At 62.8% G+C, this 25814-nt stretch carries 25 protein-coding genes and 1 pseudogene; 14 read left to right on the top strand and 12 right to left on the bottom strand.

From position 1 onward, the window contains the following. Positions 1-172 precede the first annotated feature (172 nt). From LQK81_RS21395 to LQK81_RS21355, 9 genes are all read right to left on the bottom strand, one after another. Complete coding sequence (locus LQK81_RS21395; RefSeq protein WP_230808416.1) at positions 173-1492, bottom strand: glucoamylase family protein; 1320 nt, start codon at positions 1490-1492, stop codon at positions 173-175. Between the two features lie 2 nt (positions 1493-1494). After that, the gene (locus LQK81_RS21390; protein WP_230808415.1) at positions 1495-3957 is read right to left on the bottom strand and encodes a phosphoketolase family protein; all 2463 of its coding nucleotides are present in this window, start codon (positions 3955-3957) and stop codon (positions 1495-1497) included. A 72-nt stretch (positions 3958-4029) separates the two neighbouring features. Continuing rightward, a complete protein-coding gene (locus LQK81_RS21385) occupies positions 4030-4227 on the bottom strand; it encodes a hypothetical protein (RefSeq protein ID WP_230808581.1) in 198 nt (65 codons plus the stop codon). A 66-nt stretch (positions 4228-4293) separates the two neighbouring features. Beyond that, entirely contained in the window at positions 4294-4965 is a 672-nt protein-coding gene (locus tag LQK81_RS21380; protein ID WP_230808414.1) for a CBS domain-containing protein, read from the bottom strand. A gap of 358 nt (positions 4966-5323) precedes the next feature. After that, on the bottom strand, positions 5324-6454 hold the full coding sequence (locus LQK81_RS21375) for a substrate-binding domain-containing protein (protein ID WP_230808413.1): 1131 nt from the start codon (positions 6452-6454) through the stop codon (positions 5324-5326). A gap of 55 nt (positions 6455-6509) precedes the next feature. After that, positions 6510-7493, bottom strand: a complete 984-nt coding sequence (locus LQK81_RS21370) for an ABC transporter permease (RefSeq protein ID WP_230808412.1) — start codon at positions 7491-7493, stop codon at positions 6510-6512. Next, positions 7490-8458: an ABC transporter permease gene (locus tag LQK81_RS21365; protein WP_230808411.1), complete on the bottom strand. Its 969-nt coding sequence runs from the start codon at positions 8456-8458 to the stop codon at positions 7490-7492. Before LQK81_RS21365 ends, LQK81_RS21370 begins: the two co-directional genes overlap by 4 nt. After that, complete coding sequence (locus tag LQK81_RS21360) at positions 8455-9972, bottom strand: sugar ABC transporter ATP-binding protein (RefSeq protein ID WP_230808410.1); 1518 nt, start codon at positions 9970-9972, stop codon at positions 8455-8457. Before LQK81_RS21360 ends, LQK81_RS21365 begins: the two co-directional genes overlap by 4 nt. Beyond that, the gene (locus LQK81_RS21355) at positions 9969-10829 is read right to left on the bottom strand and encodes a sugar phosphate isomerase/epimerase family protein (protein WP_230808409.1); all 861 of its coding nucleotides are present in this window, start codon (positions 10827-10829) and stop codon (positions 9969-9971) included. Before LQK81_RS21355 ends, LQK81_RS21360 begins: the two co-directional genes overlap by 4 nt. 140 nt (positions 10830-10969) lie before the next feature. On the opposite strand from LQK81_RS21355, the gene LQK81_RS21350 reads away from it, so the two are divergent. The 5 genes from LQK81_RS21350 to LQK81_RS21330 all read left to right on the top strand — a co-directional run bounded on the left by LQK81_RS21350 (position 10970) and on the right by LQK81_RS21330 (position 16044). Further along, the gene (locus LQK81_RS21350) at positions 10970-11986 is read left to right on the top strand and encodes a helix-turn-helix domain-containing protein (RefSeq protein WP_230808408.1); all 1017 of its coding nucleotides are present in this window, start codon (positions 10970-10972) and stop codon (positions 11984-11986) included. 343 nt (positions 11987-12329) lie between these two features. Continuing rightward, positions 12330-13310: a quinoprotein relay system zinc metallohydrolase 2 gene (locus LQK81_RS21345; RefSeq protein WP_442967173.1), complete on the top strand. Its 981-nt coding sequence runs from the start codon at positions 12330-12332 to the stop codon at positions 13308-13310. Then, a complete protein-coding gene (locus LQK81_RS21340) occupies positions 13301-14158 on the top strand; it encodes a quinoprotein dehydrogenase-associated SoxYZ-like carrier (protein ID WP_230808406.1) in 858 nt (285 codons plus the stop codon). Before LQK81_RS21345 ends, LQK81_RS21340 begins: the two co-directional genes overlap by 10 nt. A gap of 24 nt (positions 14159-14182) precedes the next feature. Then, a complete protein-coding gene (locus tag LQK81_RS21335) occupies positions 14183-14755 on the top strand; it encodes a rhodanese-like domain-containing protein (RefSeq protein ID WP_412178910.1) in 573 nt (190 codons plus the stop codon). A 281-nt stretch (positions 14756-15036) separates the two neighbouring features. Then, complete coding sequence (locus tag LQK81_RS21330; RefSeq protein ID WP_230808404.1) at positions 15037-16044, top strand: GGDEF domain-containing protein; 1008 nt, start codon at positions 15037-15039, stop codon at positions 16042-16044. A 65-nt stretch (positions 16045-16109) separates the two neighbouring features. Here LQK81_RS21330 and LQK81_RS21325 read toward each other — a convergent pair whose 3' ends face one another. After that, complete coding sequence (locus LQK81_RS21325; RefSeq protein WP_230808403.1) at positions 16110-16364, bottom strand: hypothetical protein; 255 nt, start codon at positions 16362-16364, stop codon at positions 16110-16112. 220 nt (positions 16365-16584) lie between these two features. Between LQK81_RS21325 and LQK81_RS21320 the strand changes: the two genes are divergently transcribed. After that, entirely contained in the window at positions 16585-17799 is a 1215-nt protein-coding gene (locus tag LQK81_RS21320) for a M24 family metallopeptidase (RefSeq protein ID WP_230808402.1), read from the top strand. 85 nt (positions 17800-17884) lie between these two features. Here the strand turns inward: LQK81_RS21320 and LQK81_RS21315 are convergent, their stop codons facing one another. Beyond that, the gene (locus tag LQK81_RS21315) at positions 17885-18664 is read right to left on the bottom strand and encodes a creatininase (protein WP_230808401.1); all 780 of its coding nucleotides are present in this window, start codon (positions 18662-18664) and stop codon (positions 17885-17887) included. A 97-nt stretch (positions 18665-18761) separates the two neighbouring features. Between LQK81_RS21315 and LQK81_RS21310 the strand changes: the two genes are divergently transcribed. From LQK81_RS21310 to LQK81_RS21275, 8 genes and pseudogenes are all read left to right on the top strand, one after another. Beyond that, positions 18762-19676, top strand: a complete 915-nt coding sequence (locus tag LQK81_RS21310; protein WP_230808400.1) for a LysR substrate-binding domain-containing protein — start codon at positions 18762-18764, stop codon at positions 19674-19676. A 91-nt stretch (positions 19677-19767) separates the two neighbouring features. Continuing rightward, positions 19768-20904, top strand: a complete 1137-nt coding sequence (locus LQK81_RS21305) for a polyamine ABC transporter substrate-binding protein (RefSeq protein WP_230808399.1) — start codon at positions 19768-19770, stop codon at positions 20902-20904. Between the two features lie 127 nt (positions 20905-21031). Continuing rightward, the gene (locus LQK81_RS21300; RefSeq protein ID WP_230808398.1) at positions 21032-21877 is read left to right on the top strand and encodes an ABC transporter permease; all 846 of its coding nucleotides are present in this window, start codon (positions 21032-21034) and stop codon (positions 21875-21877) included. Then, positions 21874-22704, top strand: a complete 831-nt coding sequence (locus tag LQK81_RS21295) for an ABC transporter permease (protein ID WP_230808397.1) — start codon at positions 21874-21876, stop codon at positions 22702-22704. Before LQK81_RS21300 ends, LQK81_RS21295 begins: the two co-directional genes overlap by 4 nt. Position 22705: 1 nt before the next feature. Then, on the top strand, positions 22706-23809 hold the full coding sequence (locus LQK81_RS21290) for an ABC transporter ATP-binding protein (RefSeq protein ID WP_230808396.1): 1104 nt from the start codon (positions 22706-22708) through the stop codon (positions 23807-23809). A gap of 23 nt (positions 23810-23832) precedes the next feature. After that, positions 23833-24933, top strand: a complete 1101-nt coding sequence (locus LQK81_RS21285; protein WP_442967171.1) for a GlxA family transcriptional regulator — start codon at positions 23833-23835, stop codon at positions 24931-24933. Continuing rightward, positions 24912-24983, top strand: a pseudogene (locus LQK81_RS21280) (integrase); the annotation flags it as partial. The gene LQK81_RS21285 and the pseudogene LQK81_RS21280, both read left to right, overlap by 22 nt. Beyond that, positions 24972-25127 carry a hypothetical protein gene (locus LQK81_RS21275; RefSeq protein WP_230808395.1) on the top strand — a complete coding sequence of 52 codons (156 nt, stop codon included), beginning with the start codon at positions 24972-24974 and terminating at the stop codon, positions 25125-25127. The pseudogene LQK81_RS21280 and the gene LQK81_RS21275, both read left to right, overlap by 12 nt. A gap of 170 nt (positions 25128-25297) precedes the next feature. Here LQK81_RS21275 and LQK81_RS21270 read toward each other — a convergent pair. Further along, positions 25298-25814 (bottom strand): M10 family metallopeptidase C-terminal domain-containing protein (locus tag LQK81_RS21270; RefSeq protein ID WP_230808394.1); only part of this gene is annotated, 517 nt, incomplete at its 5' end.

Below are 25814 nucleotides of genomic sequence, written 5' to 3'. Positions count from 1 at the left end.
GTACCGGCAAGAGGGGCTTCGGGTTCACTCGGCTGGAGAAAACGTTGTCATCGGTGCGATGGCTGGGCCCGACAGGCGTCGGCGCAGCGCCTCGATCGCAGCCTCGCCGTCACGATCGAGCCGCGAGGGGCTCGAATGCGGCAGCGACGAACGGTCGACCACGCTACGAATGCTATAGCCACCCGCCCTCGAACCCGGCGCGCCTGAGCCCCACCACGATCGGCTCGCAGCGGCGCATGATCTCCCACAGGAGACCCGTTCGGTAGTTCTCGATCATCAGGACGACCGGCCCCTGGTCGATGCCGAAGTGGCATGGACTGACCCACCAGCCGGTCTCGCTGCCCTCAAGCGGAAACGACCGGTTGAAGGACGGCTTGAAGCCGTAGAGCCGCGACATGCCGAGGTTCATGCGGGCAAAGTTCCAGACGGTCGGAATGACGATCTCCGGCGCGAACGGCAGCGAGGCGATGACCACCCAGGGCGACACGGTTCCGTCGTCCGGCCCGAAGGGCGCGCCGCGGGCGATGTAGTCGAAGAACTCCCGCTCGGTGCCGCCTATGCTCCGCTTGATCCAGCCGGGGCCGTCGCTGGCGGTGAAGCCCCAGCAATATTCGCCATAGCCGGCAAAGCCGAGCGGGTTGCGGATCGCATATTCCTGCTGGACGAAGGTCGCGTGCCGGCTGTTCCTGAAATAGTCGCTGTTGTGCTCGCGCATGAAGTCGTCACGAATGCCGCGGAAGTCGATCCACATGTGCGAAAGCTGGTGGGTGAACAGCGGCCCCGAATAGAGCAGCTCGCGGCCATAGATGTTTCGCCAGTCGTAGCTCTCGGTATAGGCGGCATAGGATTCGGGCGGCAACGGATGGGTGGGGGAGCCAAGACCCAGGATGTAGAGCAGCAGCCCCTCGTCATAGCCGCGCCAGCGATAGGGAATGAAGCCGTTCTCCGGCCGCCAGCCATGGGTCAGCGTCAGGCCATTGTCGCAGGCCCAGTTCCAGTCCGCCCGCTCGTAGAGCGCGTTTGCGAGACGGCGGATCTCTGCCTCTTCCGCATCGTCGCCGTCGAAATAGGCAGCGACCGTCAACGCGCCGGCGAAGAGGAAAGCGGAATCGATCGTCGACAACTCGCAGTTCCAGACCCGTCGGCCCGTCTCGATATCGAGGAAATGGTAGAAGAAGCCCTTGTAACCGGACGTATCCGGTTCCGGCCCCTGCGGGCACTCCAGCAGGAATTTCAGGCGCCGGCGCGCAATCTTCGCGGCGAACTTGCGGATGATGATCCCCCGCTCGACCAGCACCGGAATCGTGGCGAGCGCCATGCCGACCGCGGCAATGCTGGCGGGCGCGTCGGTGGCCGTCTTGTCGCGCACGAGGCCGTTGTCGGGGTTGGTACAATGCAGGTAGTAGAGCAGCGTGGTGAACTGCAGCCGTGCCAGATCCTCATCGGTCGGCATCCGGTTCAGTTCGGGATCGGTCGAGAGCATCTCTTCCATGGCTAGGTGTTGTCACCCTCCGTGGACGTCGCTGCCCTCGTTTTGTCTCCGCCCTTGGCACCCCATTTCCACCCGCTGATCGCAGGCATGTCGTCGCCGTGCTTCTCGATGTACTCGCGATGCTCGATCAGTTTGGCCTGTATGGCCTGCTTGAAATAGGCGGCGCGGGCGCCGAGTTGCGGCAACCGGTCGATGACGTCGCCGACGAGATGGAAGCGGTCCAGCTCGTTCAGCACCACCATGTCGAACGGCGTCGTCGTGGTGCCTTCCTCCTTGTAGCCGCGGACGTGCAGGTTCCCGTGGTTCGTCCTGCGATAGGTCAGCCGGTGGATCAGCCAGGGATAGCCGTGGAAGGCGAAGATGATCGGTTTGTCCGTCGTGAAAAGCCCGTCGAAATCGCGATCGGAGAGCCCGTGCGGATGCTCCCTTTCCGGCTGCAGCTTCATCAGGTTGACGACGTTGATGACGCGGACCTTGATTTCCGGGAGGTGCTCCCGCAGCAACTGGACAGCAGCCAGTGTCTCGAGGGTGGGGACGTCACCGCAGCAAGCCATGACGACATCAGGCTCGCTGCCCCGGTCGTTGCTCGCCCATTCCCAGATGCCGATGCCCATGGCGCAATGGCGCACCGCCTCCTGCATGGTCAGCCACTGCGGCGCCGGCTGCTTTCCGGCGACCACCACGTTCACATAGTTGCGGCTGCGCAGGCAGTGGTCGGTGACCGAGAGCAGCGTGTTGGCATCCGGCGGCAGATAGACGCGGACGACTTCGGCCTTCTTGTTGACCACGTGGTCGATGAAGCCGGGATCCTGGTGGCTGAAGCCGTTATGGTCCTGTCGCCAGACATGCGAGGAGAGGAAGTAGTTGAGCGAGGCGACAGGCCGGCGCCAGGGGATCTCGTTGCACACCTTCAGCCACTTGGCATGCTGGTTGAACATGGAATCGATGATGTGGATGAAGGCTTCGTAGCACGAGAAGAAGCCGTGCCGGCCCGTCAGGAGATAGCCCTCGAGCCATCCCTGGCACTGGTGTTCGCTCAAGACCTCCATGATGCGCCCATCCGGCGAGAGGTGGTCGTCCTCGGGATAGATCTCGGCCATGTAGCAGCGGTCGGTGACTTCGAGCACGTCCTGCCAGCGATTGGAGTTGTTTTCGTCCGGGCTGAACAGGCGGAAGTTCCTGTCGCCCATGTTTTCCTTCATCACGTCGCGCAGGAAGGCTCCCATCACCCGCGCAGACTCCGCCGTGGTCGCGCCGGGGCTTGGAACGTTGACCCCATATTTGCGGAAATCGGGGAGCTTGAGATCGCGCAGCAGCAGACCGCCGTTGGCATGCGGATTGTCGCTCATGCGCCGTCGCCCGGCGGGGGCGAGGGCTGCCAGCTCCGGCCTGAGCGCGCCGCTCTCGTCGAACAGTTCCTCGGGGCGATAGCTCTTCATCCAGCCTTCGAGGATGCGGATGTGCCCGGGCTTGTCCATCTCGCCCATCGGCACCTGGTGCGCGCGCCAGTAGCCCTCGCATTTCTTGCCGTCGATCTCTTCCGGGCAGGTCCAGCCCTTCGGCGTGCGGAAGACGATCATCGGCCAGGCGGGGCGCTTGAGGTTGCCGTTCTCGCGGGCGTCTTTCCAGATGTCCCTGATCTCGGCCGTCGCCGTGTCCATCGCCGCGGCCAGTTGCCGGTGGACGTCTTCCGGTTCGTGGCCCTCGACGAAATGGGGCCTGTAGCCCATGCCCTCGAAGAATTTCTGCAGCTCGTCCTTGGGAATGCGGGCGAGGAAACAGGGGTTTGCGATCTTGTAGCCGTTCAGGTGCAGTATCGGCAGCACGGCGCCGTCGCGGGCGGGGTTGAGGAACTTGTTGCCCTGCCATCCCGTCGCAAGCGGCCCGGTCTCCGCCTCGCCGTCGCCGACGACGCAGGCGACGATGAGATCGGGATTGTCGAAGGCGGCGCCATAGGCGTGGCTCAAGGCATAGCCGAGTTCTCCACCCTCATGAATGCTGCCGGGCGTTTCGGGCGCCACGTGGCTCGGAATACCGCCGGGAAAGCTGAACTGCTTGAACAGTCGCTGCATGCCCTCCACATTCTGGCTGATATTGGGATAGAACTCGCTGTAGGTGCCCTCCAGATAGGCGTGTGCGACCAGCGAAGGTCCGCCGTGCCCCGGGCCGATCACGTAGATCATGTCGAGATCGTCGCGCCTGATGACGCGGTTGAGGTGCACGTACAGCATGTTCAGCCCCGGCGACGTGCCCCAGTGGCCAAGCAGCCGGGGCTTGACGTGCTCCCGCTTCAAGGGCTCGCGCAGCAGCGGATTGTCGAGCAGGTAGATCTGCCCGACCGACAGGTAATTCGATGCCCGCCAGTAGGCGTCCATCAGTCGAAGCTCATCCGTCGAAAGCGGCTCCGGTGCACGCGTGTTGCCGGATCCCGCGTCCCCTGCCGCTGGCGTTTCGCGCGATGCCATCCGATCCTCCCGAACAAAATGATTGGAATGATAAGGTCGTTACGATTGTCCGCTCCACAGGCTACTGCAGCCTCATAACGATACGGCCGTCGACCTGGCCTGCTTGCCCTCCGCGGCGAACTGCAGCGATTGCTCCAGGTCCTGCCGCGTGCCCACGATCGACCCGCGCACTGTGATGCGCGTCCGGTCCAGGAGCGGGTACGGATAGTCCTCAATGACGAGCGGCATGCGGAACTGTCGAACGACGGCGGCCCTCATGGTTTGTGCCACTCTCAGTTCCTCCCTGATGCATCAACTGCGAGCCGGCATCACCACGGGAGTGCCGATCTTCGAATGCTACTGCGGAGACGGATCCGGAAAATGCTCCACGACGCCTCTGACACCGTGCACGTTCTCGGCAAGGATGCGCGCGGCACGCCGGCAATCGGCCGTTTCCACGACGCCCCACAGATGCACGACCCCGCCTGTGACCGCGACGGTGATGTCCAGGCTCTCAAGACCCGTGTTTTCCCCGAGGCGCGCGACGATGCTTCGCCGGATCGCTTCATCGTCCGCCAGCGTCTCATCCGGCCTTGCAGCCAGGATGACCTGCAGAAGGTCCGCACGGCTGACGATGCCGACGAGCTCTCCGTTACGCACGACCGGAATCCGCTTGATGCCGTGTTCCTGCATGAGCCTTGCGGCACGCGAGACGGACGCGTCCTCGTCGATTGTGACGGGATCCGCCGTCATGGCATCGCCGACCCGCCATGAGGACCTCTGGACAAACGCACTCGCTCGCGCATCCGGAGCAAGCGCCAGGTCCCCCGGCGATGCGACCATTCCGCTGCACAGCTCCGTCCGCCGGATCAGATCGCCTTCGCTGAGGACGCCAACGAGTTTCCCTTCGTCATCGACGACCGGAAGCCCGCTGACATGATGGTCGAGCATGATCCTGGCGGCCTGCCTGACACTGTTGTCAGGAGACAGTCGGACAACCTGCACTGTCATGACATCCTTGGCGCGCATGGGAATCCCACTCAGGCAATGGCCTCGCTAACGTCATCAGAAGGTACAGACTAAACCTGCTGGAGTTCTTCGACAACAGCACGCCGCCTTCCGATCTCATCGGCTGCGGTAACGACGTCGTCGTTGACCACGAGTATCAATTGCTTTGCGCCGCCCACCCCATGCCTACAGGCCAGGGCAACCGACATTGCCGCCTGCCCCTACCGCGCGGCTGACGGACGTGGGGCGTCAATACCAGGGTATGGCCGGAAAAGCTGCTTGTGTTCCCAAGGGTCAACATGGTGCTACGGGGCGCACCGCATGGCGACTGCCACTTGTGATGGAGGGGGCAAACATGGCCCCCTTCAATGTAGCAAATCTATTTCTTGCCACCCCAAAGTTCGGGGTATCCGGGCAGCTCCTGGCAACCACAGAGGCTGTAATGCAGCGGTGGCATGCGATCATCGATATATTCGGCGAGTACGTCCTCGGTTATCGCCGGTTGCGGCAGCACCCATTCAGGACCGGGAACTTGCTTGCCGTCGAGCACGTCGAGCGCAGCGATGACAGCCGTGCGCCACTGGTAGGTCGGATAGGACGGGCCAATCGCCGTCAGCTTTTCCGACTGCCACTTGCGCAGGAAGTCCTGCTGGTCCTCGCCGCTGATGACCGGATAGGGCAGGCCCGCATCCTCGAAGGCCTCCAGCGCCGCCGTTGCCGTATCGCCGGCGTCCATCCAGACCGCATCGATCTTCTCGCCGCGGTTGATGTAGTCCTCGACGACGGACTTGGTCTTTGCCCGGTCGCTGCCGGTGAATTCCGAGCCGACCACGTTGATGCCGGCCTCGTCGAAGATGTTCTTGGCGGCCGAGTAGCGGGTTTCCAGCACGTCGACGCCGGGCATGATGCGCAGCGCAAGCACGTTGTCGCCCTTCTTCAGCTTGCTGGCGATGAATTCGCCCGAGGTAATGCCGAAGCCGTAGCCGCCGACCGGGTGAATATAGGTCACGGGGCAGCTGGTGTTGACACCGCGGTCGAAGACGATGACCGGGAGCTTGGCGCAGGCCGCCTCGACGGCCGGCGTCAGCGCCGCCGTCGTATTGGGCGATACGATGAGCGCGTCGCACTTGCCGCCGCTCACCAGCGCCTCGATATCGGATATCTGCTTGTCGTCCTTGCCCTCGGCATCGACGACGATCAGCTCCTTGAGGCGATCCTTGTGCAGTTCGGCCTCGGCATTGAGGTTGTTGAGACCGACGACACGCCAGGGATTGAAGACGCCGGCGTTGGAAAAGCAAAGCGTGACCTGGCCGTCCTTCTTGTACTTTGCCGTATCGACCATGCCATCGCCGAGATGCTGCGCCCAGGGCTGGCCTTCCGGCCCCTGCGGCGTCATGGAAAGCTGCTCGCGCTGCTTCTTGAATTCGGCCGGATCGTTGAAATCCTGCGCCAGCGCCTGACTGGCGAATGTGAGCGCCACCGTCGTCGCCAGTAGTCCCCTCAGTGTCATGTCTTCCTCCTCCAGAAAGCCGGCTGCGCCGGCGGTTGATATCGAATGCCGGGGTTCAGGTCCGCCGGCGGATGCGCCACGTGCTGGCGCCGACGGCCGCGATCAGGATCAGCCCCTGAATGCTGTCGCGCAGCGCCTGCGGCAGGCCCAATAGATTGAGCAAGGTGAAGAGCGCGAAGAGGCTGAGCGCCCCGAAGACCGCGCTCCAGATGGAGCCGCGCCCGCCTAGGAGTTGCGCGCCACCGATGACGCAGGCAGCGATCGCCTGCAGTTCCAGCCCCTCGCCCGCATTGACGGAAACACCGGAGAAGCCGCCGATCAGGATGCCGGCCGTCACCGCCGAGACCGCCGAGACCACGAAAGCCAGGATGCGTGTCGCCGCGACAGGCGTTCCGGCAAGTTCGGCCGCGCGCGGATTGTCGCCGACGGCGAGCGCCCGCTTGCCATAGACCGTACCGTTCAGGCCGAACCAGACGAGCGCCACGAAGCCGGCGAGTACGACCGCCGCGAGCGGAAGCGTGCCGATCACCGGCACATCGCGCCAGACGAGCCGCCCGAGATTGCGGAAATTGTCCGGCAGGTCACCGCGCGCCGCCCCGCCGGACCAGGCGAGCGCCAGCCCGTTGACGAGAAGCATGGTGCCGAGCGTGGTAATGATCGAAGGCACCTTGAGGAAGGTGACGACGAGGCCGTTCACCAGGCCGACGGCAATGCCCATGGCATAGAGCGCGCCGATGACCGCCCAGGTGGTATCGGGATCCCCGTTGATGAGGATCGAAGCGGCCAGCACCACGAGCGTCGCGACCGCGCCCATGGAGAGATCGAAGCCGCCCGTCAGGATGACGTAGAGCTGTCCGCAGGCGAGAATGACGAGCGGTGCCGCTCGCCGCAGGAAGTTCATGAACAGGCCGAGCTCCAGATAGTTCGGCTGGAGAAAGGCAATGGCTGCGTAGAGGGCAACGAAGATCACGAGGCCGGCATTGAGGGCGAGGCGCTCCGGGCGGCGAAGGGACAAGGAGGTCTGCGGAACGGTGGTCATGCGACATGCCCCCTTGCGCGAACGGCATGGACGGCGACGGCGGCGATCACGATGGCCCCACGCAGCACCTGTTTGAGGAAGGCGTCGATGCCGAGCATGTTGAAACCCGCATCAAGGCTGGCGAACAGCAGGACACCGGCGAGCGTGCCCGCAACACCACCCTTGCCGCCGGCAAGTATCGTGCCGCCGATGACGGTGACGGCAATGGATTCGAGATCGTAGATGCCGTCGCGGCCGATCCATGGCGTGCCGGATTGCAGCCGCGCGGCGAGATAAAGCCCTGCCGCGCCGGCAAAGAGGCTGGCGACCATATGGGCGAACAGAATGACCCGCTCCGTGCGGATGCCGGCAAGCCGCGCACCATCGGGGTTGCCGCCGACCGCATAGATGCGCGCGCCGAAGAGCGTGCGGTCGAGCACAAGGCCGGCGGCAATCGACAGGCTGGCGAGAAGCAGCAGCGAATAGGGCACGCCCAGAACGCCGCCATAGGCGACGACCTGAAACTCCCGCGCGACGGAACCCTGAAGCGCGCCGAACGATGCGGCGAGCACGCCCTGGATGACAAGGCCGGTTCCAAGCGTCGCGATCAATGGATTGATGCCGCCATAGGCGACCAGCGCGCCGTTGACGAAGCCCACCGCGATGCAAAGACCGAGACACAGGAGAACCGCTGGCAGCATCATCGCCGCATCGCCCTGCATGATATGCGAGGCGAGGACGGCGACGGCGCTGATCAGCGCGGCGACGGAGAGATCGATCGAACCGACGAGGATCACGAAAGTCTGGCCGATCGCGACGAGTCCGAGCGCAACCATACGCTGAAGCAGGCCGGTAACGCCCTGCCCGCTCAACTGCGCGGTTTCGCCGGTCGCAAGCGCCACGACGACGAAAAATCCGATGGAAAGTCCCGCAAGCAGGACGGCGACGGACAGGCCCGGCTTCGGCTTCACAACATCCGTCGTCATGCGCCGGACTCCTCGTGTCGCGCCTCTGCAAGGCCGAGCGCAAGATGCATGATGTCCTCTTCGCTCGCCCCTCGCGGCACGGCACCGGACAGGCGGCCCTGGTGCATGACGAGCACGCGGTCGGCGATGCCGATGAGTTCCGGCATGTCGGAGGAGATGACGACGATGCCGCGGCCGGCGTCGGCGAAGCGCCGCATCGTGTCGTAGATGGCCGCCTTGGCCGCGATGTCGATGCCGCGCGTCGGCTCGACGAAGACGAGAATGTCCGACGCCTGGGCCAGCCATCGCACGATGATCGCCTTTTGCTGGTTGCCGCCCGAGAGCGTGCCGATCTCCTGGCCGAAATTCGCCGCCCGCACGTCCATCGCGCGCAGCCTTTCGTCGATGACAGCGGACGCAAGCGCGCCGCGCTGCGGGCGCGTGAAAATGCCGGTCATGGAACGCAGCGTCAGGAGCGCGTTGTCTCGTACGGACTGACGCAGCGCCAGCCCCTCGCGCTTGCGGTCGCCCGGCAGGTAGCCGATACCGGCTGCCGTGGCCTGCCGCGGCGTGCGAAGATCGATCGACCGGCCGCGAAGCGCAACCGTGCCGCCTGTAAAAGGAACATCCCCGACGAGCGCCTGCGCGAGCGCACCCTTGCCGGAATCCTCCAGCCCCGCCACGCCGACGATCTCGCCGGCCCGCACATCGAAGGTAATATCCTGCAAACCGGAATTCGTCCCACCCGTTATGGCAACGAGGACCTCGCCTGGCGCGGAAGCGGGCGGAGACGGATAGAAATCCTTGAGGTCGCGGCCGACCATGGCGCGCACGATCTCGCTGATGGGCGCGGCATCGCGCGGCCGTGTCCAGATCTTTTGGCCGTCCTTGAGGATGGTGATGCGGTCGGCGATGGCCGTGACCTCGGGCATGCGGTGGGAGATATAGACGATCGAAACGCCCTCCCCGCGAAGCCCATCGACCAGATTGAGTAGCGTGCGGCTGTCGCGTTCGTCGAGCGCGGCCGTGGGTTCGTCCATGACGAGAATGCGCGCATCGAGCAGGAGCGCCTTGGCGATTTCGACCAGTTGCTGCAGGGCGATGGAAAGCGAAGAGACCAGCGCCTGCGGGTCGATCTGCGCACCGATGCGATCAAGAAGTGCTGCAGCCCTCTCCCGCATCGCCGCCTTGTCCAGGATGCCGTGTCGGGCGATCTCGCGTCCCATGAAGATGTTGTCCGCCACCGTGCGGTGCGGCAGAAGGCTGAGTTCCTGGTGGATGGTCGCGATACCCGCTTCCGCCGCCTGCCGGGGATGTGTGAATTGCACCGTCTTTCCAGCGAGATGAATGGTCCCGGCATCCGGCCTGTAGCTGCCGCCGAGGATTTTCATCAGCGTCGATTTTCCGGCACCGTTCTCGCCGCAGATCGCGTGGACCTCGCCCGGCAGGCACTCGAAGTCCACGCCGTCGAGCGCGCGAACACCCGGAAAGGCCTTACTGATACCGGTCATGCTGAGAGAGGGGACAGCCGTCATGCCATCCGCTCTCCCGCCGCCGCCCATTCCCGACGGATGAAGGCGACGCTTTCGGCAAAGAGGCTGTCGAGATCGTCGAACAGGTCGCGCCATACGCGCGTCGCGCCGGCAAGTTCCGGCAGGGCGCGTCCGAAGGATTCGACGGTCAGCCAGCCGTCATAGCCGCAGCGGCGCAGCGCGTCGAAATGCGCTGCGAACGGCACATGGCCGGAACCGGGTACACCACGGTCGTTTTCCGAGACATGGAAATGGTTGATCTCGCCGTGATAGCGCTCATAGGTCGCCGGCGGATCCTTTTCCTCGATATTGGCGTGGAACGTGTCGAACATATAGCCATAGTTGGGGTGGTTGACGGCTTGGTGGATCGCCGATGCCTGGGCGATAGTCGACATCATGTAGCATTCGAAACGGTTGACGGCCTCCGCCGAAATGCGAATTCCGGCAGGCGCTGCATAGTCCGCCAGCGCGCGCATCGCCTCGACGCAACGGTCGAATTCCTCGGGCGTCGGCCCGAAACCGGTGAAGACGCCGACGGGCGAATGCAGCGGACCTGCAATGATCTCGCCACCCATCGCCGCCGTGCGGTCGACGATCCAGCGATGATGATCACGTGCTTTTGCGCGTATGGACGCATCCGCACTCACCGGATTGGCTTGCGGCGTGGCGACGGCGGCAGCCCCGGCCACAAGGCCGATATCGGCAAGCAGCCGGCCGAGCGCCGCATAGTGCTGCTCGCTGCCGGAGAAGACGGGGATTTCCACTGCGTCATACCCCAGCGCCTTCAGCCGTTCGAGCTGGCGCGCGTGCTGCATGCCGATGTCTGCACCGATCACGAGCAGGTTGAATGCGACTTTCACTGGTGTCCTCCCCTTCCCGCGCCAACCCGTCCCCATCAGGCCATCCGCGACGAAGGCACAATGGCAGGCTTGACTCGGCAATTCTTGCGGATGACAACAGTGGTAAATTTCTTAAGTCATTTTGTGTTGGGAGGCGCGAAGTGAACAGACATGCCGTCATATCCGCGGCCGATTGCCGGCCTTCGGTCTTCCGCCAGCCCGGCTCGACCATGTATGCGGACAATTGCAAGGAATTGCAGGCCGCCGCCCGTCGGGGCGAGGTCGAGCTTCATGCCTGGACGCGCGGCAGCTACCCCGGCATTTCGCTCGGCGAACGCCTGCCGGGCATCCGTACCGTCGGTTTCTGGGATGCGCGGCATAGCCAGTCCTGGGGGCTCGGCCGACATTGCAACGAGGGCTTCAAGATCGCCTATCTTGCCCGCGGCAGCCTCGATCTGGTGGTGGACGACCGGACCTACGCGTTCAAGCAGGGCCAGTTCATCGTTATCCGCCCGTGGCAATTGCACGCCATCGGCAATCCGAATGTCGGCCCGAGCCGGCTCCTCTGGATCATTCTCGACGCGGGCCTTCGCCGGCCGAGCGAGACGCCCGACTGGCCGGACTGGCTGGTTTTCTCCACAGACGAGGCCGAACGACTAGGCGAGATCCTGACGCAGAACAATCAGCCAGTCTGGGACGGCGGCGCGGAACTCTGCCGCGCCTTCGAGGCGATCCCGTCGATCCTGCTCGACCGTAGTCCGCAGGACGGGGAAACGCGCCTGAAAGTGGCGATCAACGCCATGATGCTGAGCCTGATCGACCGGATGAGCGAGCAGGTCCCGACACTCGACCCGGATCTCTCGACTTCGCAGCACACAGTCGCGATCTTCCTGCGGCGGCTCGCCCATGTGCTGGAGGAGGACTGGTCGCTCGAAGGAATGGCGGAGGAATGCGGGCTCTCACGCACCCGTTTTTCCGACTATTGCAAGAAGCTCACCAACATGGCGCCGCGCCAGTACCTACAGCATCTGCGCCTGGAACAGGCCTCGCGCCTCCTCCAGGAACGGTGCAACACAAGCGTTACAGAAATCGCGCTGAGCTGCGGCTTCAATTCGAGCCAGTATTTCTCCAACGCCTTCAAGAAACGATACGGGCATGCTCCGAGTAACTACAGATAGACAATAACTTCCCGAGGAACGGCGGCTTCACACGGCAGATCAACCACACGGCAAGCGCCTGTTTTCGCGGGATGATTCCGACGGACCAAAATTGAAAGAGAGTACTGTTACGGAGTTTTCTTTTGGCGTTCCGATCAACTCCGCAGGGCACCGTTAAGTTGTCGAGCGATTGGCGGAGGGTAAGCAAGCGTGTTGGCCGTCACGCTGCCGATTTCGCGCCAGATCTGCATGGCGACGTTGTGTAAGATCACGATGCTCGGCCGAGCTATCGACCGGCCAATGCCGCAAACAAGAGCTTCATGCGGCCACTACCGGACCAGAGCGAGCAATGGTAGGCTTTGGCATGTCAGGATTTGAGCTCACAGGCGCCAGCAGCATCCGACAGTCGGTCGGCAAGGCCCGTTTCACGCGGCGCGAAGCCCTTTCGCTCGGTTTCTGCCTATGCTGTCTGCCGGCGACCGGCCTTGCCGCCCAGGCCTTTGCATTGAAGGATTTCGGCAATGGTCTCTTCATCCGCGAGGCACCGCACGAGGAGGCGACGGCGACCAACAAGGGTGCCATTGCCAATATCGGCTTCATTGTCGGACGTGACAGCGTGCTCGTCATCGATCCGGGAGGCAGTGCGGCGGATGGCCGGTGGCTGCACTCGGAAATCAGAAAGCGGACGAGCAAGCCGATCCGGCGCGTCGTGATGACCCACGTCCATCCCGATCATTGCTTCGGTGCTGCAGCCTTTGCTGGGGAGCAACCGGAATTCATAGGCCACCACGCCCTGCGGCCTGCGCTCGACGCACGAGGAACCTACTATCATCAACGCCTCGCCGAGGTGCTCGGGCAAGAGAATGCAGGCAGCCTCGTCTATCCTACCCGGGAGATAGACGATGTCGCCGAAATCGATCTCGGCGACCGTCTGGTCCGGATCACCGCGCACCGGATTGCGCATACGGATTGCGACCTGTCGATGCTCGATACATCCACGGGAACGCTGTTTCCTGCGGATCTGCTTTTCGTCGGCCGCATTCCCTCCCTGGATGGAAGCTTGCCGGGATGGCTGGCCGAAGCCGAACGGCTTGTAAAGCTTGGTGCTGCCCGTGCCGTGCCGGGACATGGACCGGCAATGGTGGAGTTCGAGCCGGCCATGGCCATACAGCGGCGCTACCTGACGGCCCTCCAGGACGAGACGCGCGCGGCGATAGCGGAGGGCATTCCAATCGACGAAGCCAGCCGGACGGTCGCCGCGAGTGCAGCCGAAGGCTGGGCGCTGTCCGAGGACTATCACAGCCGTAACGTCATTCAGGCCTACAAGGAGCTTGAATGGGAATAGCGATCCCATTCAGGCGGGAGGAGGAGAATATGATACAGATAGTGCGACATGCCCTCGCGGCGGCTCTGGTCACGGTGTTCTGTGCAACATCGGCAACCGTTGTGGATGCCTCCGAGGCCGATGCCAGGCGGGAGGAGCGCTGGCAGCTGATTGCAGACTACCTTTTCGATGACCGCGAGATTCTCCCGACGGATACCCTGATCAGGATCGAAGCGCCGAAGCGCGCCCAGGATGCCGCGCTCGTACCGATCACCCTGACAATGCCGGAGAAGGACAAGATCAAATCTGTCTATCTCGTGATCGACGACAACCCTGCCCCGCTCGCCGCTCATGTCACCTTCGGGCCGGCCGCGGATCCGGGCACGCTGCACCTGCGCGTCCGGATCGACACCTATACCAATGTTCACGCCATTGCCGAGACGAAGGACGGAAAGCTGTATTCCACCGTGGCCTTCGTGAAGGCTTCGGGTGGCTGCTCGGCGCCGTCCGGACCGAGTGACGCCGAAGCGATGAAGGGGATGGGAGACATGAGGATGAAATTCGCGAAGGACATCCAGCAGGAAAAGCCCTCGGAGGCGACGCTGATGATCCGTCATCCGAATTTCAACGGAATGCAGATGAACCAGCTCACCCGGCTCTACACGCCCCCGCGCTACATCGACAAGGTGACCGTCTCATATGGGGACCAGGACGTACTGGACATCGTCGGCGATATTTCCCTGTCCACGAATCCCGCGCTCGGCTTCGGTTTCATTCCGCGCGGCGAAGGTCCGATGAAGGTCGTCGCATCCGACACCAAGGGAGGCCGTTGGGAACAGACTTTCGACGTGCCTTCCGTTACCCAGTAAGGGGGGGCGGACATGTCGGGCCTGATGGGATACCTGGTGAAGCCAGCCGCTTCACTCGCGATTGCATTGTTTCTCGCCGCCACGGTCACGCAGGCGTCGTCGGCCGAGGTGAAGGAACCGGACGGCATGTGGACCGGCCCGATGCGGGGAGAAACCCCGGCAACGCTGAAGGGTGCCGTGGTCGTTGGCCTGCCGGCGCTCGAGGCGCTCCTTCCGGAAAAACCGGTCCTTCTGGATGTCGGCCCCGCCGACAAGAAGCCGGAAGACTTTCCAAAGGATCGGCTGTGGCTGCCGACCCATCGCTCCATTCCGGGCGCCGTGTGGTTTCCGGGAGGCGGTGCAGCGGCCTTCGATGCCGCGCAGGAGGAAGCATTTTTTCGTCGTCTGGAGGAACTGACGCAAGGCGACAGATCAAAGCCGGTTGTCACCTTCTGCCGTCCCCAGTGCTGGGGCAGCTGGAACGCCGGAAAGCGGCTGGTGATGAAGGGCTATACCGGCGTTCACTGGTTCCCGGATGGCATCGACAAGTGGCAGGAGGCCCACGAGGCGGTCGAAGTCGAGCCGGACAAGGTTTGGAACGCGGCGACAATGAAATAGGCCCAGGGCAACGCTCGAATTTACCGATCGCCCGCAGCAGACGATTGAGATGCCCCTCGCCTCCAGATCGACGTCGCTGAACAGTTCGCCCATTCATTTGTCATCGGGACCGGTTTCGGCACTCTCCGGCGTCCGTATCATTTTGCGAGCATTCCCGTGCCAAATTCGTCCTTGGCCCCAATGTTGAAAAACGAAAACGCTTGCACACTTGGAAACAGTTCTTTCAAGGTTGCTCCCTAATTTTGGAAGCGTCGACTCCGAGATATGGGTAGAAACGGGCTATGGCTTTGGTATCCCCGAGAAGCTGGATCGCAGGTCTCAGAACCAGATTCGCGCAATGGCTGGGGGAACCGGCACTTGGAAACCCAAGCGCCAGCGCAGCCGAGATCGCCCATCTCAGAAAGATCTTCGAACGCTCATCGAAGGCTGCACGCATCGGGGTCTGGGAATGCGCCCTTCCCTCCGAGGCCCTGACCTGGACCGACATGGTCTACGAGCTGTTTGACTTGCCGCCCGGCTCCACTCTGGACCGACCGTCGATCGTAGACATGTATACAGAAGCCTCGCGCGCGGAACTGACCAGGCTTCGCAATCGTGCCATTGAAGAGCGCGGCGGTTTTTCGCTCGATGCGGAAATCATCACTGCCAAAGGCAACCACCGCTGGATACGGATCACGGCAATCGTTGAATGCGAGTGCGATGTCCCGGTCCGGATATTCGGGTTGAAGCAGGACATTACCTCCGAAAAGATCATGATCGACCAGATCCGCCGACTGGCCGAAACAGACGCCTTGTCCGGACTGGCCAACAGGAACCAGTTCGAAAAGGAATTCGAGCATGCCTGCGCCCATCGCTCCTCCGGCGATCAGTCCGCGCTTTTCCTCGTCGACATGGACGGGTTCAAGCTCGTCAACGACTCGTTCGGTCATCAGGCAGGCGACGAATGTCTGAAGGAGACTGCGCGCCGGCTGATGAAAATCCTCGACCAGGCGGACGTCATTGCCCGCATTGGCGGCGACGAATTTGCCATCCTGCATCGATGCGCCTCCCTCGATATGGCAAACCGGATCGGCGGAGAGATCATCGCCGCCCTGGCGCAGGACTATTCAAGGGACGGCAAGCAGGTCCGCGTGGGCGTATCGATCGGCGCCGTGTTCGGGACCTCGGGGTACTTGCCGAAAGATGTCTTCGCGGTAGCCGACAAGGCTCTCTATGCTGCAAAGCGTGAAGGGGGTGGCAGCCTCATCACGAAAGAAATGGACAACAGCCAACGCGTGCGCGCAGCTTGAACGTGCATGCGCGTATCATTGTGCTGGCGTGATGGGGGACGGAGAGAGAGTTTCTCCGTCGATGGTCAACGTCCCGTTACGGAGAAAATCTGCGCCAGGCCCGGCCGGAGGCTTGACTGCACCCTGTCGTTCAATGGGTGTACGTATACCCCCCTGCCCATGCCGCAGATGAAGATCCCCACGGATGCATCGTCCCAGCGTATGTCCGGCTGCACATCGCGCGGCGAGGCTTGAGACGTCCGCCGCCCTTTGAAGAAGGCAGGCAGCGTCTTCCAGTTGCGGCGGCACAGCATCTCGAACGCATTGCGGATCATCGACATCCTCCCACCTTCCGGCAGAGTACAGCCGATGAAGACCGGGCGGAAATTTGCATCCCAAATGCCCGTATTTCCAATACTTTGCTTAGGCGTCGCTCCCGATTTGCCAGCCGACCAAAGAAATAAACTTTCCAAATGCACCTATCATATGAATAAATTTTTGTGATGGCAGTGTGGCCTATAACGTCTTGCTCATTCGACGTCCCACAGATGGAGGAGCCCAATGACGGACGACATGCTGCATGTGATGAAATGGCATAATGGCGAGAAGGAATATTCACCCTTTTCCGACGGAGAGATGCGCCGCCGCCAGAGCGACGTTCGGCGCTGGATGGCGGAGAACGACGTCGATGCGGCGCTGTTCACGTCCTACCACTGCATCAACTACTATTCCGGTTGGCTCTACTGCTATTTCGGCCGCAAATACGGAATGGTCATCGACCAGGACAATGCCACGACCATCTCGGCCGGCATCGACGGCGGCCAGCCGTGGCGTCGCAGCTTCGGCGACAACGTCACCTATACGGACTGGCGACGCGACAACTTCTATCAAGCCGTCCGACAGCTCACGTCAGGCGCCAAGCGCATCGGCATCGAGTTCGACCACATCACGCTCGATTTCCGCCGCCAGCTCGAGGAGGCGCTGCCGGGCGTCGAGTTCGTCGATGTCGGACAGCCGTCGATGTGGATGCGCACGATCAAGTCACTGGAGGAGCAGAAGCTGATCCGCGAGGGCGCGCGCGTCTGCGACGTCGGCGGCGCGGCATGCGCGGCGGCCATCAAGGCGGGCGTGCCGGAACATGAGATCGCGATCGCCACGACCAATGCGATGATCCGCGAAATCGCCAAGTCGCATCCCTTCGTCGAATTGATGGACACGTGGACATGGTTCCAATCGGGCATCAACACGGACGGCGCGCACAATCCGGTGACCAATCGTATCGTCCAGTCGGGTGACATCCTTTCGCTCAACACGTTCCCGATGATCTTCGGCTACTATACGGCACTCGAGCGAACGCTGTTCTGCGATCACGTCGACGATGCGAGCCTCGACATCTGGGAGAAGAACGTCGCCGTGCACCGCCGCGGCCTCGAACTCATCAAGCCGGGTGCTCGCTGCAAGGATATCGCCATCGAGCTGAACGAGATGTACCGCGAATGGGACCTGCTGAAATATCGCTCTTTCGGCTACGGTCACTCCTTCGGCGTGCTGTGCCACTATTATGGCCGGGAAGCGGGCGTGGAACTGCGCGAGGACATCGATACCGTGCTGAAACCGGGCATGGTGGTTTCCATGGAGCCGATGGTCATGCTGCCCGAGGGCGTTCCCGGGGCCGGCGGATACCGGGAGCACGACATCCTGATCGTGACGGAAGACGGCGCCGAGAACATCACCGGCTTCCCCTTCGGGCCGGAGCACAACATCATCCGCAATTGAGCGGAAGGATGGGTGATCGATAGAAAACAGGCCGGCAAGGATCTTGCCGGCCTGTTCGTCGTCTGGGGCCGCCCGAGGCGCGGCATCAGGCATGGAACTCCGTCTTCAGCGCCGAGACGATACCCCTGACGCAGACATCGAGAAGGATGTGGCCCTTTTCTTCGGACGCATCCTTCGGCGAGGAGAGCGTGCCGCACGGCGGCGTCCATTCCGGTCTCAGTGGGTAGACATCGTAGGGTGGGAAGCTTGCCGGCGCGTGATCGACCGCCCGATCGAGCTCGACCAGATGCGGATAGAGGGCGAGCATCAGCGACGTCTCCAGCACGCCGCCGTGTTCGAGGTCCCAGCCGGTGAACCCGTCCGGGTAGAGCCGGGCGATCGTCGCCTTGTCGACGAAGTCCCAATAGGAAAGCACGACGATCTTGATGTCTTCGATACCGCCCCACTTGAGTTCGCGCAGGGCAAGATCGATCCCCTCGATGATGAACCAGGAGTTCTCGAAGTGGCCGTTGACCAGGCATATCTTGCGCACGCCATGGCGAGCGAATTCCTTGATGACGTCGCGCAGCGCCGCAACCAGGGTAGCGCCATCGAGGCTGGTCGTCCCGGGCAGATGATTGCCGCCGCCGGATTTCTGATGCGACTTGTAGCCATAGGTAAAGGGAGGCGCGACCAGACCACCCACCTCCCCGGCCACCCGCCGCGCGAATTCGGTGGGCAGGAGCACGTCGACATGCATCGGCATGTGGTGGCCGTGCTGTTCCATCGACCCTATGGGAATAAGGATCGGCACGGCGCCGTCGCGGACCCGGCTGTCATAATCCGGCCATGGCAGTTCGGCGGCAAATACGGAATCGGTCGGCATTGGCGTCTCCTCTTCAAAAACGGAGAGGAATAATTGCTGCCGGCCCGAAAATATGAGAAATTTATATTCATCATCCGTGTATGAGAAATTGAAATCCATGCGCCATATCGTCAACTTCCAGACCGACCTCCTGCGCACCTTCGTTTCCGTGATCGATCTCGGCGCCTTCACCAAGGCCGGCGAGGCGCTAGGGCGGACCCAGCCGGCCATCTCCCTGCAGATCCGGCGGCTGGAGGAACTGGTGGGCGCGCCGATCATCAAGCAGGTGGGACGCACGCTCCTGCTGACAAGCGAAGGCGAGATGCTCCTGAGCTACGCCCGGGAAATCCTGCGGATGAACGACGAGGCGGCCTCCTATTTCAACCGGGCCAAGATCGCGGGTGTCATTCGCGTCGGATTGCCCAACGACTATGCGGTGGCCTTCCTGCAAGGCGTGATCACTGAATATACCCGCCAGAATCCCGAAATCTCGCTCGAGTTGCATTGCGGATGGAGCGCGGAAATCCTCGACCGGCTGCGTGCCGACGAACTGGATATCGCAATCGCCATGGTCAACGGCGAAAGCACGCAATACCTGTCGCGCTCCTGGGTCGAGCGGCCGGTCTGGGCGGCCGTGGAAGACATCCGGTTCGACCGGGCGCAGGGCATTCCCCTCGCCGCCCATCCTGAAGGATGCGCCTATCGGTCACGCATGATCCAGGCGCTCGACGCCGCCAATATCCGCTGGCGTGTCGCCTATACGGGATCGGGGATAGCGGGGCTGCAGAACGCGGTCGTCAACGGCCTCGGCGTCAGCGCGCTCACCCGCTACACCATGCTGCCCGGCATGCGGATACTGGACGAGAAGGACGGCTTTCCGCCGCTCGCCGAAATCCGGGTCGGCTTGTTCTACAAGCACCCTCGCCTGTCGGATGCCGGCATCCGGCTGGTCAATCATGCCATTGCGCGCCTTGACGAGGCAGGGGTCTCCGGTGACCCGACCCGTGCTCATGTCGAACTGGTCCGGCAATAAGGCAGCCTAATGCAAAAATTATGAGAATTAATTTTGCAAATGGATAAGCGCTGCATACCCTCGCTTCCAATAACAAGCGAAGGGGAATGCAATGACCATCAAATCCATCTTGCCGGAGCGCCCGACCAGGCGCGATATCCTCAAGACAGCCACCCTTGCGGGCGGTGGAATTCTCGCCGCCCCGTATCTCAGCCGGATGGCCTTCGCGGCGCCGGTCGAACTCACCATGCTTGCTTGGTACGGGCATGCCGAGCCCGACGTTGTCGCCGAGTTCGAGGCGGAGAACAACGTCAAGTTCAAGCCCAAATACTATACCGGCGGTGACAACATGCTCGGGCTGATCGCCCAGTCGCCTCCCGGCACGTTCGACATCATCCTGTCCGACGCGGAATATGTCCAGCAGCTCAACGCCGCGGGCTATATCGAGGAGCTTGATCCGAAGGACTACGCCTTCGACGACTATTTTCCCGAATTCCAGCAGTTCCCGGGCCACTGGCAGGACGGAAAGCTCTTCTCCGTGCTTGCCCGCTTCGGCTTCCTGGGCGTCGCCTACAACACCGATGCGCTGACGGAGAAGGAAGCCTCGAGCTACAACGTCTTCTGGGACGAAAAGCTGAAGGGCAAGGTCGGGCATTTCGACTGGCACCTGCCCAATCTCGGCCAGATCAGCCTGCTGGAGGGGAATTCCTCGCCATACGACATCGACGAAAACGCCTGGGAGAGGCTGCAGGAGAAAACAAAAACGCTCCGTCCGCAGGTCGGCGGCTTCTTCGACTACGGCGGCACGTTCTCGTCCCTCCAAAACGGTCAGATGCTGGCCATGGCCGGCATCGGCGACTGGATCACCGGCACGCTCGAAAAGAGCGGCGCCAAAGTGCGCAGCGTCATCCCCGAGGAGGGCGGGCTGCAATGGACCGAATCCTTCTCCATCGGCAAGGGTTCGGCGAAGGCGGACCTCGCCAGGAAATGGATCCAGTACAGCACCTCGGCCAAAGGCCAGGTGAAATCGGCCAACATGGCCGCCTATCCGGCGCTCATCCCCAACCAGAAGGGCTGGGAACTGCTGCAGACAGAGACGCCTGAAGAGGCCCGGCGCCAGGGAATGCTGCTCAACGAGAGCAACGTGATGGACATGATCCGCAACGGGCGCATCAAGTACCGGCAATTGCCCATCCAGCAGAGCCTCGAAGACTGGAACGACTTCTGGTCCGAATACAAGGGCGCCTAGCCGGCGGTTACGGGGGCGGCACTCTCCCTTGCGCTCCCCCTGGGGGCGGACTTCCGGTCCGCCCCTCCACTCCGGCAGCTCTGCGAGCGCCGGCCAGTTGCCGCATGTTGAGCCCGGAGCCAGCCAGATGCGCAAACCGATTACCCTGTACGGATTGACCTTCTCCCTGCCGATGCTGATCTGGCAGGTCATGTTCTTTCTCGCACCGTTGCTGTTTCTGATCGCCCTGAGCTTCTGGACGGTCAAGAACTTCCGGATGGAGCCGGATTTCGACACGGTCAACTGGGTCAGGATCCTTGGGCGGAGCGTCTTCTGGGACGCCTATCTTCGCACCTTCGCCCTTGCGGCCGCCTGCGCTGCCATCGCAAGCGCGCTTGCCTTTCCCCTCGCCTATACGATCGCCTTCAAGCTGTCGGACACGGCGCGGCGGTGGGCCAGCTTCCTGATGGTCATCCCCTTCTTCACGAGCTACCTCGTCCGCGTCTATTCCTGGCAGATATTCCTCTCCGACAACGGCATCTTCAACGCCCTGTTCGCCCGCGTGGGCCTGGGGCCCTTCACCATGCTCAACACCAGTTTCGGGGTGATGATCGGCTACCTGACCCTGTGCCTGCCGCTGGTCGTCCTGCTGCAGCTCTTCAGCCTGATCTTCGTCGACAGAAACCTGATCGAAGCGGCGCACAATCTGGGCTGCGGTCGCTTCGGCACGGTCTTCGAGGTCATCGTTCCCTCGGCGAAGGTCGGCCTGGTCATCGCCGCTCTCTTCTGCTTCATCCTCACCTTCGGCGATTTCGTCAGCCCGCTCTATCTCGGCGGCGGCGATCCGCCGACGCTTTCCATCCTGATCACGGATACCACCAAGTCCGGCCAGCAATGGCCGCGGGCAGCCGTGATCGCACTGACCATGATCGCAACCTTGCTGATGGTCGCCTTTGCGGCGGTCCGCTACGCCTACAAGGAGCGCGGACGATGAACGCCTTCAATCGCAATCCGCTGATAGAGCTCCTTCTGAAGCTCTACCTGCTGCTGGCCTTCGCATTCATCTTCGCCCCGATCGGCGCCAGCTTCGTCTTCTCGTTCAATGTCGACCGGTTTCCGTCGTTGCCGCTCGGCGGCTTCTCGACCATATGGTACGAGACCGTGGCCGCCGATCCGCTGGTCTGGGAAGGCCTCCGGAACACCCTGGTGACGGGCCTCAGCGTATCGGTCCTTGCCACCGCCATCGGCTTCGGCGCGGCCTACACCGACTTTCGCTACCGGTTCATCGGCAAGTCCCTCTATCTCGCGCTCGCGCTGCTGCCGCCGACCATCCCGGTGGTCATCCTGGGCCTTGCGATGCTCGCCTTCCTGTCGAACGTCCACCTTTCCGGCGCCACCCATTCGGTCATCATCGCGCATGTGGTGATGTGCGCGCCCTTCGCCATGGCGATCATCCGGTTGCGGCTGTCCCAGATGGACCCGTCGCTCGAGGCGGCCGCGTGGAACCTCGGTGCGTCGGAATGGATGGCGATGCGCCATGTCATCATTCCCTTCTGCAAGCCGGCAATCCTTGCCGCGCTGTTCATCACCATGGCCGTGTCCTTCGACGAGTTCGCCGTCGCCTGGTTCGTCTCCGGCCTCAACGAGACCCTGCCCGTCAAGGTACTCGGCTTCCTGCAGGGGCAGGTCAGTCCCCGCATCAACGTCATCGGTACCTTCGTCTTCGTCGTCTCCATGACGCTGGTGGTGCTGGCCCAGATCCTTCTCATGAAACGCGGAAGCGCGCCGAAGGCCGCAGCGGAAAACGCCGGAGTTCAATAGCATGACCGAAGAGGCTCTCGTTGTATTCGATGGCGTCGCCAAGCGCTTTGGCACCTATGTGGCCGTGGAGAGGACAGACCTGGAAATCCGCCAGGGGGAATTCCTCGCCATCATGGGATCCAGCGGCTGCGGCAAGACGACCACGCTGCGCATGCTGGCCGGTCTCGAAACACCGAGCGAGGGAGAGATCCGGCTTGCCGGAAAGCGTATCAACGACCTGCCGACCTGGAGCCGGGACACGCCCATGGTCTGGCAAAGCCTGGCGCTGTTTCCGTTCCTGACCGTCCGCGAGAACGTCGAGTTCAGCCTGCGCATGCGCGGCGTGGAAAAATCCGCACGCCGAAAGCGGGTCGACACATGGCTGGAGCGCATGCAGATCACCGAATTCGCCGACCGCAACGTCAACCATCTTTCCGGCGGCCAGCGCCAGCGCGTGGCACTGGCCCGCTCGCTCGTGACGGAACCGCAGATCCTCCTGCTCGACGAGCCGCTGTCGGCGCTCGATGCCCATCTCAAGGTGAGGATGCAGACGGTGCTGTCCAATCTCCAGCGCGAGCTCGGCATCACCTTCGTCTACGTGACGCATAGCCAGTCCGAAGCCTTTTCGATGGCCGATCGCGTCGTGATCATGAGCCGGGGGCGGATCGAACAGATCGGCAATCCGCAGGAGATCTATCGGGCGCCGCGCACCCGCTTCGTCGCCGAATTCCTGGGTTCGTCCAACATCTTCTCCGGCAGCGTCGTGGATGCCGACAGCCTTTCCGTGAAGATCGCCACGCGGGCCGGGGACTTCATCGTCGCGCGCCACACGGCCACGCCATTGCGCAAAGGGGATCAGGCCACCTTCGTCGTCTCGGACGACCGTGTCCATCTGAGCAACGAGCCGCCAAGCGAAGGCTACAACGGCGTACAGGCGTCGGTCGTCGGCGAGGAATTCGTCGGCGCCACGGCGGTCATCCATCTGGAGAACGCCGCCGCCGGGCTGGAATTGAAGGCACAGAAGAGCCACGACGAATTGGAAGGGCTCGACCTTTCTCCAGGGGCCGCGGCCTGGCTCTCCTGGCGCCCCGAGGCCGCCCATCTCCTGCCCGGTACACCCGGCTGACACGCGGAGAAGGAGAAGCCGTGATGTACGAACGTGGGGTAGGATATGTCGTCGCCAACCGTCCGGAGCCGCCCAGAACGCGCCATCGCCCAGGCGTCGAACTGAAGGTCGGTTTCGTCCTGGCGCGGCATTTCACCTTGAGCGCCTTTTCCCTGTTCGTCGATACGCTAAGGCTTGCCAGCGACGTCGACGACCGTTCCGGTCGGCTCCTGTGTGACTGGGACGTGATCAGCGCCACCCCGCACATGATCCGGTCGAGCAGCGGGATTCAGGTCTCGCCGACAACCAGGCTGGGAAATCCGGAGCGCTTCGACTACATCGCCGTCATCGGCGGCCTTCTCGATGTCGAGGAACAACTCGACCGTGAAACCATCGCCTTCCTGCACGAGGCCTCGCGCAGGAAGACCAGAATCATCGGTGTCTGCACCGGCAGCTTCATCCTCGCCGGTCTGGGTCTTCTGCGCAACCGACAGGCCTGTGTCAGCTGGCTGCACCATTCCGAATTCAGGGCCTGTTTTCCGGAGGTCCGGCTGACGTCGCAGCGGCTTTTCGTCGAGGACGGCGGCATCATCACCTGCGCCGGCGGCAGCGCGGTCGCCGACCTTGCGGCGCTTCTGGTGCGAAGGCATGTGGGAGAAAGCGCGGAGAAGAACGCCCTCGAAATCCTTCAACTGGAACGCCGGCGCGAAGGCAGCGAAGTCCAGAGCCGCGCGCCGATCTCGCTTCCGGTCCACTTCGACGGCCGTATCAAGGCCGCGGTGCTTTACATGGAGCAAAATCTCGACGAGCGGATCGGCATCGACAAGATAGCGCTGAACGTTGGGCTTTCCCGTCGCCAGCTCGAACGCATCTTTCAAAGCAAGACCGGCATGTCTCCAGCGGCGGCCTATGAAAAAATCCGCTTGAAGAGGGCCATGCTTCTCATCGAGCGCACGTCCAAATCGCTGATCGAGATCGCCCTCGACGTGGGTTTCGGGAGCAGTTCGCACTTCTGCCGGAGGTTTCGCGCAAATTTCGGGACAACACCGAACGCCCTTCGCGCAAAGTCACGGGCACCCCGATCGCTGAGGCTTGAAAAAGCAGACCACGCCACTCCATCTGCGGCCAGCGCTCCGGCTATCTGACCGAAGCCGCCAGTCGCGGCATTCCGCTGCCGGAAGCGATGCAGCAGTCGCGGATCGTCGCCGAACAAGGCGCCAATCTTGCGGTGGCGGCGCGCGATGGTGCCGATGAGAAGATCGCTCAAGCCGCCAATGCCCTGGGCCAGGCCGTGGTGGAGGCGATGTTGGAAGTCTTCGATGGCCTGATGCCGGAATAGACTAGGCTGCCCACCTCGGCATTCGCGCTCCAATCAGCGGCTAGGAGCCAAGTGACGTGCCGTGTCTTCGAAGCGGCAGGAGAGCGGACTCGCGAAACCATGATCCGCGACGAATGGAGGCGGCCGATGTGGCCGCCTCCCGTTTTCGATCCCGACGATTGCCTGGCGCCTCACAGCAGGAAGTCTCCCTTGTCGAGGGTGACGAGCTTGTCGATATGGAGGGCGAAGTCTGCCTTGCCGTCGCCGTTGGTGTCGGCGGTGACATAGGTGTCCTTGCCGCTCTTGGCGTAGCGCAACTCGCCGGCCTTGTCGGAGAAGGCGTCCGTGCCGATGAAAGTGAAGGCCTGGTTGCCCGACTTCGTCGTGTTGGCGTCGATCGCCTTCAGGTCGATGATATCGCCCGAGCCGAAGTCGAAGATCGTGTCGCGGGCCGACTTGGTCGAATCCGACACCGCCTTGAACACGAACACATCCTTGCCGCCGCCGCCATAGAGGTCGTCGGCACCCTTGCCGCCGTAGAGCGTGTCCTTGCCGGTCCCGCCCTTGAGCACGTCGGCCCCCGAGCCGCCGACCAGCGTGTCGTTGCCGCCGCCGCCCGAAAGCACGTCGTTGCCGTTGCCCCCGGTCAGCACGTTGGCGCTGCCGTTGCCGGTCAGCTTGTCGGCATGGCTGGTGCCCGTCAGGTTC

It is taken from the genome of Rhizobium sp. GN54 (assembly GCF_021026345.1).
Taxonomy (GTDB): domain Bacteria; phylum Pseudomonadota; class Alphaproteobacteria; order Rhizobiales; family Rhizobiaceae; genus Mycoplana.
Note: the sequence above shows the minus strand (reverse complement) of the source record. Positions and strands in the feature narration are given on the sequence as shown.